At 74.5% G+C, this 15386-nt stretch carries 2 protein-coding genes and 1 pseudogene; all 3 read left to right on the top strand.

The annotated features are described in order from the left end of the window. Window positions 1–43 precede the first annotated feature (43 nt). A pseudogene (locus OG764_RS39785) lies at window positions 44–5632 on the top strand (SDR family NAD(P)-dependent oxidoreductase); the annotation flags it as partial. Window positions 5633–5641: 9 nt separating this feature from the next. Next, window positions 5642–12214, top strand: a complete 6573-nt coding sequence (locus OG764_RS39780) for a type I polyketide synthase (RefSeq protein ID WP_328973711.1) — start codon at window positions 5642–5644, stop codon at window positions 12212–12214. 6 nt (window positions 12215–12220) lie between these two features. Further along, a complete protein-coding gene (locus OG764_RS39775; RefSeq protein WP_328973710.1) occupies window positions 12221–15343 on the top strand; it encodes a type I polyketide synthase in 3123 nt (1040 codons plus the stop codon). Window positions 15344–15386 lie beyond the last annotated feature (43 nt).

Genomic DNA, 15386 nt, shown 5'->3' with positions numbered 1-15386 from the left:
ACACCGTTCGTGTAAGCAACTGTTGGGGGAGGCCCTGGTGGAGGATGTCGACAAGCTCCGGTCCTACTTGCGTCGCGCCGTCGGCGACGCGCAGGACCTGCGCGAGCGGGTGCGCGAGCTGGAGGAGTCCGCTCGCGAGCCCATCGCGGTCGTGGGAGTGGGGTGCCGCTTCCCGGGCGGGGTGACGTCCCCCGAGGGGCTCTGGGGAGTCGTGTCCGACGGTGTGGACGCGATGAGCGAGTTCCCGCTCGACCGCGGCTGGGACGTGGAGGCGCTGTACGACGCCGACCCCGAGGCGCACGGCAAGACGTACACGCGCTCGGGCGGGTTCCTGCACGACCTCGCGGAGTTCGACGCGCCGTTCTTCGGCATCAGCCCGCGCGAGGCCCTCGCCATGGACCCGCAGCAGCGGCTGATGCTGGAGACGTCCTGGGAGGCCCTGGAGCGGGCCGGCATCGACGCGTCGACCCTGCGCGGTTCGTCGACCGGCGTGTTCACCGGGATCTACGCCACCGACTACGGCCCGCGGATGGGCGGCGGAGCGGGCGGCGAGGTCGAGGGCTACGCCATGACGGGCCTGTACAACAGCGTGGCCTCCGGCCGCGTGGCGTACGCGCTGGGCCTGGAGGGCCCGGCGGTGTCCACCGACACCGCCTGCTCGTCGTCGCTCGTCGCCATCCACCAGGCGGTGCGGTCCCTGCGTGCCGGGGAGACCACCCTCGCCCTGGCCGGCGGCGTGACGACCATGCCCACCCCCGGCATGTTCGTGGAGATGGCCCGCCAGCGCGGCCTGTCCGCCGACGGCCGCTGCAAGGCGTTCGCGGAGGCCGCGGACGGCACCGGCTTCGCCGAGGGCGCGGGCGTACTGGTCCTGGAGAAGCTCTCCGACGCGCAGCGCAACGGCCGCCGCATCCTCGCGGTCATCCGCGGCTCGGCGGTCAACCAGGACGGCGCCTCCAACGGCTTGAGCGCGCCGAACGAACTCGCGCAGCGGCGCGTCATCCGGGCGGCCCTGGCCGACGCCGGACTGCAGACCGGCGACGTGGACGCGGTGGAGGCGCACGGCACCGGCACCAAGCTCGGCGACCCCATGGAGGCCGAAGCGCTGCTGGCCACCTACGGCCAGGACCGCGACGCCGACCAGCCGCTGTGGCTGGGCTCGCTGAAGTCGAACATCGGCCACACCCAGGCGGCCGCGGGCGTCGGCGGCATCATCAAGATGATGATGGCGATGCGCCACGGCGTGCTGCCCAAGACCCTGCACGTGGACGAGCCGTCGACGCACGTCGACTGGTCGGTCGGCGGCGTCGAGCTGCTCACCGAGGCCCGCGAGTGGGCCACCGCACCGGGCCGCCCCCGGCGCGCCGGCATCTCCAGCTTCGGCATCAGCGGCACCAATGCGCACCTGATCCTCGAACAGGCCCCCGAGCCGGCCCCCGCGGAGGACGCCCCGGCCCGGCCGGCCGCGGACTCCGCCACCGGCCACGGCGCCGTGCCGTGGGTGCTGTCGGCGAAGTCGGCGGAGGCGCTGCGCGCCCAGGCACTGCGCCTGCGCGACGCCCTGGCCGTCGACGCGGCCCTGCCGCTCGCCGGCGCGGGCCGCGCGCTCGTCACGACGCGCTCCCTCTTCGACCACCGCCAGGTGGTCATCGGCGCCGGCCGCGACGAACTCCTCGCCGCCCTGACCGCCGCCGCCGAAGGCGACGAGAACGCCCCCGCCCGCGTCGTGTCCGGAGTCTCCAAGCCGGTCGGCAAGACGGTGTTCGTCTTCCCCGGCCAGGCCTCCCAGTGGGTCGGCATGGGCCGCGAACTGTGGGACACCTCCCCGGTGTTCGCCCGCCGCATGCAGGAGTGCGCCGACGCCCTCGCCCCGCACGTGGACTGGTCCCTCTACGAGGTCCTCGCCGACGCCGACGCGCTGGAGCGGGTCGACGTCGTACAGCCCGCGCTGTGGGCCGTGATGGTCTCGCTCGCCGAGGTCTGGCGCTCGTACGGGGTGCAGCCCGAGGCCGTGGTGGGCCACTCGCAGGGCGAGATCGCCGCCGCGTGCTTCGCGGGCGCCCTGTCCATCGAGGACGCCGCGAAGGTCGTGGCGCTCCGGGCGAAGGCCATCCTGGCCCTGTCCGGGCTGGGCGCCATGGCGTCGGTCGCGCTCCCGGCGCAGGACGTGCAGGCGCGCCTGACGGACGGGCTGTCGATCGCGGTGGTCAACGGTCCCAAGTCCGTCGTGGTGTCGGGCGACCCGGCCGAGCTGGACGCCTTCACGGCCGCCTGCGAGGCGGACGAGGTGCGCACCCGCCGCATCCCGGTGGACTACGCCTCGCACTGCGCGTACGTGGAGTCGATCCGCGGCGAACTGGGCCGCGTGCTCGTCGGACTGAAGCCGCGCACGTCCGACATCCCGTTCTTCTCCACCGTGACGGCCGACTGGCTGGACACGACCGTGATGGACGGCGAGTACTGGTACACCAACCTGCGCGAGGCGGTCCGCTTTGAAGAGGCGGTCCGGGCGCTGGCCGCCGAGGGCTTCACCTTCTTCGCCGAGGCGTCCCCGCACCCGGTGCTGACGCTCGCCGTGGAACAGACCGTGGACAGCGCGGGCACCGAGGCCGTCGTCGTGGGCACGCTGCGCCGCGGCGACGACAGCGTCGCGCGCGTCCACCAGTCGCTGGCCGAGGCGTTCGTCGCGGGCGTCGCCGTGTCGTGGGAGAAGGTGTTCCCGCCCGCCGACGGCCCGTGGGTCGAGCTGCCCACGTACGCCTTCCAGGGGCAGCGCTACTGGCTGAACACGCCCAACGAGACCACCACCGAGAGCACTTCCGACCACCCGCTGCTCGACGCCGTCATCGATCTGCCCGCCGACGCGGAGAGCGCCGACGCGCAGACCGGCGGCGTGGCGGGCGGCGGGCGCCTGTCGGCGGAGCGTCGGCCGTGGCTCGCCGAGCACGTGGTCCACGGCGCCGCCCTGGTGCCGGCCACCGCGCTGGCGGAACTCGCGCTGTGGGCCGCCGACAAGGCGGGCTGCGACATCGTCCACGAACTCACCCTGGAAGCACCGCTGGTGCTGTCCCGCACCGCCGACCGCGAGATCCGCGTCGTCGTCGACGCCAAGCGCGTCGTCAGCGTCCACTCGCGCGCCGAAGGCGAAGACCGGTGGACCCGCAACGCCGTCGGCGTCGTCGGCACCGACACCGCCGGGGCCCCCGCGGACACCGGCCTCGCCGTCTGGCCGCCGGCCGGCGCGGTCGCCGTGCCCGCCGAGGACGCGTACGCCCGCCTGGCCGCCACCGGCTTCGCCCACGGACCCCTCTTCCGGGGCCTCGGGCAGGTGTGGCGCCGCGACGACGTCCTGTTCGCCGAGGTGGAACTGCCCGCCGCCGACGGCGCGGACCGCAGCCGGTTCCGGATCCACCCGGCCCTGCTGCAGACCGCGCTGCTCCCGGTCGCCCTGGGCACGGTCGTCGACGCCTCCCGGCCCGAGGGCTGGCTGCCGTCCCGGCTGACGGGCCTGCGCGTCAACTCCGCCCGGCCGGCCGCGCTGCGCGTGCGGCTGACGCCCGCCGGCGAGAACACGCTGTCCGTGACCCTCGCGGACCGCAGCGGCGCACCCGTCGGCGGCATCGAGTCGCTGACCCTGCGCCCCGCGGACGTCGAGCAGCTGACCGCACTGGGCTTCGACCACCGGGACTCGCTGTTCCAGGTGGACTGGGCGCCCCTCGCGCTCACCTCCGGGGCGGCCGCCGGCCGGTACGCGGTCCTGGGCGCCCCCGACGCGCTCGCCGCCTCCCTGGGCGGCGCCGACGAGGTCTTCGCGGGCCTCGCCGAACTCGCCGCCTCCGGCGCCCCGGTCCCCCCGTTCGTCTTCGCCGCCGTCGATCCCGTCGACCCCGCCGCCGTGGCCGGCGACGGCATCCCCGCCGCCACCGGACGCAACGTCCGCCAGGTGTTGCGCTGGACGCAGGACTGGCTCGCCGACGACCGGTTCTCCGCGTCGCGCCTGGTCATCGTCACGCGCGACGCCTTCCACGACGAGCAGGCAGCGCCCGTCGACCCGGCCGCGGCCGCGGTCTGGGGCTTCGTACGCAGCGCCCAGACCGAGAACCCGGACCGGTTCACGGTCGTCGACACCGACGGGCTGCCCGCCTCGTGGGCGTGCCTGCCGGCGGCGGCCGCCACCGGAGAGGCCCAGCTCAAGATCCGCTCCGGCAACGTGACCGTCCCGCAGCTGGCCCGCGTCGACGACGCGCCCGCCACCGCCGGATCCCCGGCCGGAGCGCGGGACCTGCCCGCCCTCGGCGACGGGAGCGTGCTGATCACCGGCGGTACGAGCGGCCTGGGCGCCATGCTCGCCCGGCACCTCGTCGAGAACCACGGCGTACGCCGGCTGGTGCTGTCCAGCCGGCGGGGCCCGGCGGCTCCGGCCTCGGCCGTCCTGCGGGACGAGCTGACCGCGGCGGGAGCGCACGTCGAGATCGTCGCCTGCGACGTCACCAGCCGCGACTCCGTCGCCGCGCTGCTCGCCGCGGTGCCGTCCGAGCACCCGCTGACCTCGGTGATCCACTGCGCCGGCGTCCTGGACGACGGCGTCCTGGAGGCGCTGACGGTGGAGCGCGTGGACGCCGTCCTCGCGCCGAAGGTGCACGGCGCCTGGCACCTGCACGAGCTGACCCGCGACCTGGACCTGTCCGCGTTCGTGATGTTCTCCTCGATCGCGAGTGTCCTCGGCACGGCGGGACAGGCCAACTACGCGGCCGCCAACGCCTTCCTCAACGGTCTGGCGCAGGCCCGCCGGGCCGAGGGCCTGGCCGCCACCGCACTGTGCTGGGGCTTCTGGGCCGAGCGCAGCGAGATGAGCGCCGACCTCGTCGACACGGACCTCGTGCGCCTCCAGCGCCAGGGCGTGCTGCCGATGGCCTCGCAGGAGGGCCTCGCGCTCTTCGACGCCTCCCTCGCGGAGGCCGGACCGGTCCTGGTGCCCACCCGGCTGAACCTCTCGGCCCTGGGCGCGCCCGGCGCCGGACAGCTGGGCTCGCCGCTCCTGCGCGCCCTGACCGGGGCGTCCGCCGGATCCGGCGGACCGGCCCGGGAGGCCGCCGAGACCGCACTGGCGGAGCAGCTGGCCTCGCTGCCCGAGGCCGAGGCGGAGGCGGCGCTGCTCGATGCCGTCCGGGCGCAGACCGCGCTCGTCCTCGGCCACCCGGACACCTCGAAGGTCGGCCCCGGCGCGACGTTCAAGAAGCTGGGGATCGACTCGCTCACGGCGCTGGAGCTGCGCAACAAGCTGTCCGCGGTGACCGGCCTGAAGCTGCCCGCCACGCTCGTCTTCGACCACCCGAACCCGAGCGCCCTCGCACAGTTCCTGAACGCGGCGATCCCGCGCGACGCCGCTCCCGCCGCACAGTCCGCGGTCGACCACCTGGCCAAGGAGATCGAAGGACTGGGCGCCCGGCTCGAGGACGCCTTCCTCGCGCTCGCGGAACAGGACCAGAACACCATTTCCACACTGCTCGGCGAGCTGCAGGGCCGCGTCCGCTCGCTGGCGGGCGCCGGAGCACCGGCCGGCATCGCCGACCAGATCAGCTCGGCCTCCGCGGGAGACCTTCTCGCGCTTCTGGACAAAGAACTCGGCTAGGGGACAACGATGACCAACGACAACAACGCCGATGTTCTTGACTACCTCAAGCGGACATCGATCGAGCTGCTGGAGACGCGCAAGCGCCTGAAGGAAGTGACGGAGGCCGCCGCCGAGCCCATCGCGGTGGTCGGCGTCGCCTGCCGGTTCCCCGGCGGGGCGGCGTCCCCGGAAGCGCTGTGGGACCTGGTGAAGGCGGGCGCGGACGTCGTCTCCGACTTCCCGCAGGACCGCCACTGGGACCTGGAGGCCATGCTCGACCCGGATGCGGACCGGCCGGGCACCGTCTCCGCGCGCGCCGGCGGCTTCCTGTACGACGCGGGCGACTTCGACGCCGAGTTCTTCGAGATCAGCCCGCGCGAGGCGCTGGCCGCCGACCCGCAGCACCGGTTGCTCCTGGAGACCTCCTGGGAGTCCCTGGAGCGGGCCGGCATCGACCCGCAGACCCTGCGCGGCAGCCAGACCGGCGTGTTCGCGGGCCTCGCGTACTTCGGGTACGGCAACCACTACCAGACCCCCGAGGCCATCTCGGGCTACGGGCAGACCGGCTCCCTGCTGAGCGTGGCCTCCGGCCGCGTGTCGTACGCGCTGGGCCTGGAGGGCCCGGCGGTGTCCACCGACACCGCGTGCTCCTCGTCGCTGGTGGCGGTGCACCAGGCGGTGCAGTCGCTGCGGCAGGGCGAGTGCGGGCTGGCCCTGGCCGGCGGCGTCACCGTCATGGCGACCACGCAGGTGCTGCGGGAGATGTCGAAGCTGCGGGGCCTGTCGGACGACGGCCGGTGCAAGGCGTTCGCCGACGCGGCGGACGGCACCGGCTTCTCCGAGGGCGTCGGCATGCTGGTCCTGGAGCGCCTCTCGGACGCGCGGCGCAACGGGCGCCGGATCCTCGCGGTCGTCCGCGGCTCGGCGATCAACCAGGACGGCGCGTCCAACGGCCTGACCGCACCGAGCGGCCCGGCGCAGCAGCGCGTCATCCGGGCGGCGCTGGCGAACGCCCGGGTGCAGGCGAGCGACATCGACGTGGTGGAGGCGCACGGCACCGGCACCACGCTGGGCGACCCCATCGAGGCACAGGCACTGCTGGCCACCTACGGCCAGGACCGCGACGCCGACCACCCGCTGTGGCTGGGCTCGCTGAAGTCGAACATCGGCCACACCCAGGCCGCCGCCGGCGTCGGCGGCATGATCAAGATGATCATGGCGATGCAGCACGGCGTGCTGCCCAAGACCCTGCACGTGGACCGGCCCTCGACGCACGTCGACTGGTCGGCCGGCGCCGTCGAGCTGCTCACCGAGGCCCGGGAATGGCCCAGCGCACCGGGACGCCCCCGGCGCGCCGGCGTCTCCGCCTTCGGGGCCAGCGGCACCAACGCGCACCTGATCCTGGAGGAGGCCCCGGAGCCGGCCGAGCCGGCGGCCGACACGGCCCCCGCGGTGCCGGCCGGCGCCGCCGGCCTGGTGCCGTGGGCGCTGTCGGCGCGCTCGGAGCAGGCGCTGCGGGCCCAGGCCCGGAAGCTGCGCGACTTCGCCGAAGCCGGCCCGGACACGGACCCCGCCGACATCGGCTGGTCGCTGGTGTCGAGCCGGGCGGACTTCGAGCACCGCGCGGTGGTGCTGGGGCGCGACCGGGACGAGCTGCTGAGCGGCCTGGCGTCGCTGAGCGAGGGCGCGGAGTCCCCCACGGTGGTGCGCGGCACCGCCGGCGAACTCGGCCGCTCCGTCTTCATGTTCCCGGGCCAGGGCTCGAAGTGGACCGGCGTGGCACGGGAGCTGTACGAGGCGTTCCCCGCGTTCGCACGGAGCCTGGACGAGGTCTGCGAGCGCTTCGACGCGCACCTGCCCTTCGCGCTGAAGCCCCTGCTCCTCGCCGACGAGCCCGAGGGCCGCGAGCGCACCGACGTCATGCAGCCGGCGCTGTTCGCCCTCCAGGTCGCCCTGTACCGGCTGCTGACGCAGTTCGCCCCGAAGCCGAACCACCTGATCGGCCACTCGGTCGGCGAGATCGCCGCCGCCCACGTCTCCGGGGTGCTGTCGCTGGACGACGCGACCCGGCTGGTGGCCGCGCGCGGACGGATCATGCAGACGGTCACCGAGCCCGGCGCCATGTTGGCGGTGCGCGCCTCGGAAGCCGAGGTGACCGCGCTGATCGGCGGGTACGCCCGGGTCGGCATCGCGGCCGTCAACGGCCCGGAGTCGGTGGTGGTCTCGGGCCTGCGCGAGGAGGTCCACGACCTGCGGGACCGGCTCGTCGCCGACGGCCGGTCGGCGAAGCTGCTCCCCGTCGACCACGCCTTCCACTCCCCGCTCATGGACCCGATCCTGGACGCCTTCGCGGAATCGATTCAGCAGCTGCCCGCGGGCGAGCTGTCGATCCCGATCTTCTCGACCCGGCTGGGCCGCGAGGCCACCCTCCAGGAGCTGTCGTCCCCCGCCTACTGGGTGGGCCACGTCCGCGAGCCCGTCCGCTTCCACGACGCGGTCGAGTGCGCCCGCGCGGCCGGCGCGGACGTCTTCCTCGAAGTGGGCCCGGGCGCGACGCTCGCCAGCATCACCAAGGAGAACTTCGCCGCCGAGGGCGTCCACGACGCCCTGGTCGTGTCGTCCTCGCGCCGGGACCGCGGCGTGGTGCAGGCCGTCGCCGGCGCGCTGGCCGAACTCCACGTCCGCGGCGGATCCCTGGACTGGGACGCCCTGTTCGGCACCCGCGAGCGGGTGGACCTCCCCACGTACGCGTTCCAGCGCCAGTGGTACTGGGTGGACTTCCTCGCCGGCACGGGATCGGCGGACGTCTCCTCGGCCGGCCTGTCCGCCGCGGACCACCCGCTGCTGGGCGCCGTGGTCGACCACCCCGGCACCGGCGAGGTGGTCTTCACCGACCTGTGGTCGCTGCGGACCCACGAGTGGCTGGCCGACCACGCGGTGTTCGGCGCGGCCGTCGTACCCGCCACGGCCTACATGGACCTGGCGCTGTCGGTCGGCGACCACGTCGGCGCCCCCGCCGTCGAGGAACTCTCCCTGGAAGTCCCGCTGATCCTCCCCGACACCGGCGACGTGCAGGTGCGCGTCGTCGTCGGCGCGGCGGACGAGGGCGGCCGCCGCTCCCTGGACGTGTACTCGCGTCCCGCCGAGGACGGTGCGACGCCCGGCGGCTGGACCCGCCACGCGATGGGCGGCCTGGCGCCGGCCACCGCGCCGACCGCCGACTGGGCCGACGACACGCGGGCGCTCGCCGCATGGCCGCCGGCCGGGGCGCGGCAGATCCCCTTCGACGGGATCTACGACTCCCTCGCCGACGGCGGCTTCGACTACGGGCCGACCTTCCGCGGGCTGCGCGAGGTGTGGCAGCAGGGTGACGACCTCTTCGCCCTCGCCACGCTGCCCGAGAGCGCCCAGGGATCGGCCGGCGGGTTCGCCCTGCACCCGGCGCTGATCGACACCGTGCTGCACGCGGTGGTCGTCGGCGGCGTCATCAAGGTGACGGGCGACCAGGGCTGGATGCCCTTCGCCTGGTCCGGCGTCACCCTGGCCGGCGCGTGCGGCCCGACCGTCAGGGTCCGCCTCTCCCCGGCCGGCGAAGGCGTCGTGTCCGTGGCCGTCGCCGACGAGCACGGCCGCAAGATCGCGCACGTCGACGCGCTGACGTTCCGGCCGGCCAGCGCCGAGCAGGTGCACGCCGCGCGCGGCAGCCGCGAGCAGTCGCTGTACGAACTGCAGTGGCGGCCCGTCCAGGAGGGCCTGCCCGAGACCTACCGCGGGTCGTGGGGCGTGCTCGGCGCGCCGGACGGCCTGGCCGGCCGCCTGGCCGGGACGGCCGGGGCGGACCCGGCGCGCTACGCGTCCCTGGACGAGGTCCTCGCCGCGGACGCGCCCGGCCACGTGGTCGTGTGCCCGGACGACTTCGCCGCCGCCGGCGCCGACCCGCTCACTGCGGTCGGCGACGCCGGCAAGCGCGTACTGGAATGGGTCCAGCGGTTCCTCGCCGAGGAGCGGCTCGCCGCGTCCACGCTGGTGGTCCTCACCCGCCTGGCGCTGGGCACCGCCGCGGGGGAGAACGTCGAAAGCCTCCCCGGCGCGTCCGTGTGGGGCCTGATCCGCTCCGCCCAGACCGAGCACCCGGGCCGGTTCCGGCTCGTCGACATCGACGACGAGGACAGCTCCCTGGCGTGCTTCCCGGACGCGCTCGCCCTCGGCGAGGACCAGCTGGCGCTGCGCGCCGGCGCCCACCTGGTGCCCCGCATGGTGCAGGCCTCGCCCGCCGACCAGCAGATCGAGGCGCCCGGTGCGGGCGCGCACCGGCTGGACATCCCGAACAAGGGCACGCTGGAGAACCTGACCTGGGTGCCGTCCCCCGAGGCCGAGGCCCCCCTGGCGAGCGGTCAGGTCCGCATCGCCGTCCAGGCCGCCGGCCTGAACTTCCGCGACGTCACGATCGCCCTGGGCCTGATCGACCGGACGGACTTCGACTCCGGGCTCGGCAGCGAGGGCGCCGGCATCGTCCTGGAGGTCGCCGACGACGTCACGAGCCTTTCCCCGGGCGACCGGGTGACCGGCATCTTCAACGGCTCCTTCGGACGCGTGGCCGTGGCCGACCACCGCCTGCTGGCGACCGTCCCCGACGGGTGGAGCCACGCCGAGGCGGCGTCCATGCCCAGCACCTTCCTCACCGCCTACTACGCGCTGTTCCACGTGCGGAAGCTGAAGAAGGGTCAGCGCATCCTCATCCACGCCGCGGCCGGCGGCGTCGGCATGGCCGCCGTCCAGATGGCCAAGCACGTCGGCGCCGAGATCTACGCGACCGCCAGCCCGGCCAAGTGGGACACCCTGCGGAGCCTGGGTCTGGACGACGCGCACCTGGCGTCCTCGCGCGACCTGGAGTTCGTGGAGAAGTTCCTCGCCGCCACGGACGGCCGCGGTGTGGACGTGGTCCTCAACTCCCTCGCGCACACGTTCGTCGACGCCTCGCTGAAGCTGCTGCCGGGAGGCGGCGACTTCATCGAGATGGGCAAGACGGACATCCGCGACCCCCGGCAGGTGGCGGCCGACCACCCCGGCGTCGACTACGAGGCCTTCGACCTCTACGGCTCGGCCGGCCCGGACGCCATCCAGGCGATGTTCCGGGACGTCATGGAGCTGTTCGCCGAGGGGCGGGTGCAGCTCACCCCGATCTCCGTACGGAACATCCGCGACGCGCGCCGCACCTTCCGCGAGATGAGCCAGGGCCGCCACATCGGCAAGCTGGTCTTCGAGATCGGCGGCGGCCTCGGCGGCGGCACCGTGCTCGTCACCGGCGGCACCGGCGGCGTCGGCTCGCTCCTGGCCCGCCACCTGGTCGCCGAGCACGGCGTGCGGAGCCTGATGCTGGCGAGCCGCCGGGGCCTTGCGGCCGACGGGGTTCCCGAGCTGGTCGCGGAGCTGGAGGGCGCGGGCGCCGCCGTGCGGGTCGTGGAATGCGACGTCGCGGACCGGGACTCCCTGGCCGGCGTCCTCGCCGACATGCCCGCCGGGTACCCGCTGACGGCGGTCGTGCACGCGGCCGGCGTGCTGGCGGACGGCACCGTCGAGTCGCTGACCGCGCAGAGCATCGACCGGGTGCTGGGCGCCAAGGTCGGCGGCGCGATCAACCTGCACGAGCTGACCCGCGGTCACAACCTGTCCGCTTTCGTCCAGTTCTCCGCCCTCGCGGGCACCCTGGGCACCGGCGGCCAGGCGAACTACGCCGCGGCCAACGGCTTCCTGGACGGTCTCGCCGCGCAGCGCAAGGCGGCCGGCCTGCCCGGCACCTCCCTGTGCTGGGGCTGGTGGGAGCAGAGCAGCGGCATGACCGGGGAGCTCGACCAGGCCGACCTGTCCCGGCTGCGGCGGATGGGCATCGCCGCGATGCCGACCGCCGAGGCACTGGCCCTGTTCGACGCGGCGGTCGCCTTCGACAAGCCCGTCCTGATCCCGGCCCGGGTGGACGTCGCCGCGCTGCGGACCAAGCCCGCCGAGGAGGTGCCGCTGCTCCTGCGCGGCCTCGCCGAAGGCGGTCGCCCGCGCCGCGGCACGGCGGGCCCGGCCCACGACGCCGGCTCGGTGGGCCTCGCGTCCCGGCTGGTCACCCTGCCGGCGGCCGAGGCGGAGACCGTCTGCCTGGACTGGCTCCGCGAACAGGCCGCGATCGTGCTCGGACACCCGTCCGGCGCGGCCGTCGACGCCGACCAGGCGTTCACGGTGCTCGGATTCGACTCGCTGACCGCGGTCGAACTCTGCAACCGCCTGGCGTCCTCGACCGGCTTGCGCCTGGCCTCCACCCTCGTCTTCAGCTACCCCACCCCGCGCGAGCTGGCCCTGTACCTGCTCGGCCTGCTGCGGCCCGAGCAGGACGCGAGTGCGGACGAGGACGCTGAGATCCGCGAAGTGCTGCGGACCGTCTCGATCGAAAGCCTGCGGAGCGCCGGCCTCCTCGATCTGGTCCTGGCGTGCGCCGACCCGGCCGGGCCGGGCGGCGACGGGGACGCGGCGGACGCGGACTCCGGTACGGACGGCCTGTCGGAGATGGACCTCGACGCGCTGCTCGACCTGGCTCTGGATGAGAAGAGGTAAGTGGATATGACCAACTCCGCGGATCAGACGGCGGAGGGTGCGGACCGGGTCCAGCGGGCGCTCCGTACGCTCCTGGAGGAGCGCGACCGCCTCCGCCACGAGAACGACGCGCTGAAGGCCGGCCGTGGCGAGCCGATCGCCGTGGTGTCCATGGCGTGCCGCTACCCGGGGGGCGTGTCCTCGCCCGAGGAGCTGTGGGACATGGTCCGCGAGGGCCGCGACGTCGTGGGCGAGTTCCCGACCGACCGCGGCTGGCGGGACCTGTACGACGCGGACCCCGACGCCGTCGGCCGCACGTACACGAAGCAGGCCGGCTTCCTGAAGGACGTCGCCGGCTTCGACGCGGAGTTCTTCGGCATCAGCCCCCGCGAGGCGCTGGCCACCGACCCGCAGCAGCGCCTCATGCTGGAGACGGCGTGGGAGGCCTTCGAGCGGGCCGGCATCGTCCCCGCCGACGTCCGCGGCACCGACGTCGGCGTCTTCGCCGGCATCAGCTCGACCGAGTACGGGTGGCGCTTCCTGGAGTCGGCCCCGACCGACCTGGAGGGCTACCTCCTGTACGGCAGCTCGCTGAGCGTCGCCTCCGGCCGGGTCTCGTACGAACTGGGGCTGACGGGCCCGTCGGTGTCCGTGGACACGGCGTGCTCGGCGTCCCTGGTCGCACTGCACCAGGCCGTGCAGTCGCTGCGTTCGGGGGAGTCCTCGATGGCGCTGGCCGGCGGCGCGCTGGTGCTGTCGACGCCCGCCGCCCTGGTGGAGTTCGCCCGGCAGGGCGCGCTGTCCCCCGACGGCAAGTGCAAGGCGTTCTCGGACGCCGCCGACGGCACCGGCTGGGCCGAGGGCGTGGGCTGGGTGCTCCTGGAGCGGCTGTCCGACGCCCGCCGCAACGGCCACCCCGTGCTCGCCGTCATCCGCGGTTCCGCCGTGAACCAGGACGGCGCCAGCAACGGGCTGACCGCCCCCAACGGCCGCGCCCAGGAGAAGGTGATCCGGCGGGCCCTGGCCAACGCCGGGGTCGAGGCCTCCGAGGTGGACCTGGTCGAGGCGCACGGCACCGGAACCAAGCTGGGCGACCCCATCGAGGCGGGCGCCCTGCTGGCGACGTACGGCAAGGACCGGGCCGAGGGCCGGCCGCTGTGGCTGGGCTCCCTGAAGTCGAACATGGGCCACGCCCAGGCCGCCGCCGGCGTCGGCGGCGTCATCAAGACCGTCATGGCCATGCGCCACGGCTACCTGCCAAAGACCCTGCACGTGGACGCGCCCTCGCGGCACGTGGACTGGGCCTCGGGCGGCGTCGAGCTGCTGACGGAAGGCCGCGAGTGGACCCGCGCGGACGGTCCCCGGCGGGCCGGCGTGTCCTCGTTCGGCGTCAGCGGCACCAACGCGCACGTCATCCTGGAAGAGGCCCCGCAGGAGGACGCGGCGCCCGAGCCCGCTCCGGGCGCCGGCGTCGTCGGCGGGCTGGTGCCGTGGGTGCTGTCCGGCAAGAGCGCGGCGGTCGTCGAGCGGCAGGCCGAGCGGCTGCGCGCGTTCGTCGCCGCCGACCCGGCCGCGGACCTCGCCGCCATCGGCGCGTCGCTGCTGTCGAGCCGGTCGCGTTTCGAGCACCGTGCGGTGGTGCTCGGGCGGGACCGGGACGAACTGCTGGGCGGCCTGGCGTCGCTGAGCGGCGGCGCGGAGTCGACCGCGGTGGTGCGCGGCACCGGCGGGACCCGCGGCGGGGCCGTGTTCGTGTTCCCCGGGCAGGGCTCGCAGTGGGTCGGCATGGGCCGCACCCTGTACGAGGCCTTCCCGGCGTTCGCGCAGAGCATCGACGCGTGCGACGCCGCACTGTCGGAGTGGATCGACTTCTCGGTCCTCGACGTGGTGCGCGGCGCCGAGGGGGCGCCGAGCCTGGACCGGGTGGACGTCATCCAGCCGACGCTGTTCTCGGTGATGGTGTCCCTGGCCGCCCTGTGGCGGTCGTGGGGCGTGGAGCCCGCCGCGGTGGTGGGCCACAGCCAGGGCGAGGTGGCCGCCGCCTACGTGAGCGGCGCGCTGTCCCTGCGGGACGCCGCCAAGACCGTGGCGCTGCGCTGCAAGGTCATGATGGACCTGCTCGGCCACGGCGCGATGGCGCTGGTCGCCGAGTCCGCGGAGGTCGTGGCGGAACGCCTCGCTCCGTGGGAGGGCCTGCTGAGCATCGGCGTGGTCAACGGACCCCGCTCGGTGGCGGTGTCCGGCGACCCGGAGGCACTGGACGCGTTCGTCGAGACGATGAAGGCCGACGAGGTCCAGGTGCGCAAGCTCCAGGCCGCGTACGCCTCCCACTCGCACTACGTGACCCCGTACCGCGAGCGGCTCCTGGAGGCGCTGGCCGACGTGAGCCCCCAGGCCTCGCAGGTGCCGTTCTACTCGACGGTGTACGCCGAGGCGATCGACACCACGCGCCTGGGCGCCGAGTACTGGTACAGCAACCTGCGCGAGCAGGTCCGCTTCGAGGCCACGGTCCGGCAGCTGACCGAGGACGGCTTCCGGGTGTTCGCCGAGATGAGCCCGCACCCCGTGCTGACGGCCTCGGTGCAGGAGATCGTCGAGGACCTGGACGACGCGGTCGTCCTGTCGTCGACGCGGCGCGACCGGCCGGAGGCGGAGACGGTGCTCGGCTCGCTGGCCCAGCTCCACGTCCGCGGCGGGTCCGTGGACTGGGACGCCCTCCTGGGGACGCACCCGCGGGTCGACCTGCCGACGTACGCGTTCCGGCGCCAGCGGTACTGGCTGAACTCCCTGCACACGGAAGCGGGCGCGCAGGCGGCGGCGACGGAGCTGCCCGCGCAGGACGACGCGCAGCTGGCCCCCCTGTCGGACCGGGTGTCGGTGCTGCCCGACGACGACGCGAAGGCACTCGTGCTGGAGCACGTCCTGGAGAAGGTCGCCGTCGTCCTGGGGCACTCCTCCAGCGCGTCGGTCAATCCGGACCAGGAGTTCAAGGAGATCGGGTTCGACTCGCTGCTGTCGGTGGAGCTGAGCAAGCGCCTCACCGCCTCGACCGGACTCAAGCTGAGGGCGAACGTGGTGCTCAAGCACCCGTCGCCGCGCCGGATCGCCGGGCACATCGTGTCCTCGATGGCCGGCAGCGGCGCGAAGTGAGCCCGCCGGGAGCGCTCCCGCCGGGAGTGCTCCCACGGTGTGG

This window comes from Streptomyces sp. NBC_00239, assembly GCF_036194065.1.
Lineage (GTDB): Bacteria > Actinomycetota > Actinomycetes > Streptomycetales > Streptomycetaceae > Streptomyces.
This window is presented reverse-complemented; position numbering and strand designations above follow the sequence as displayed.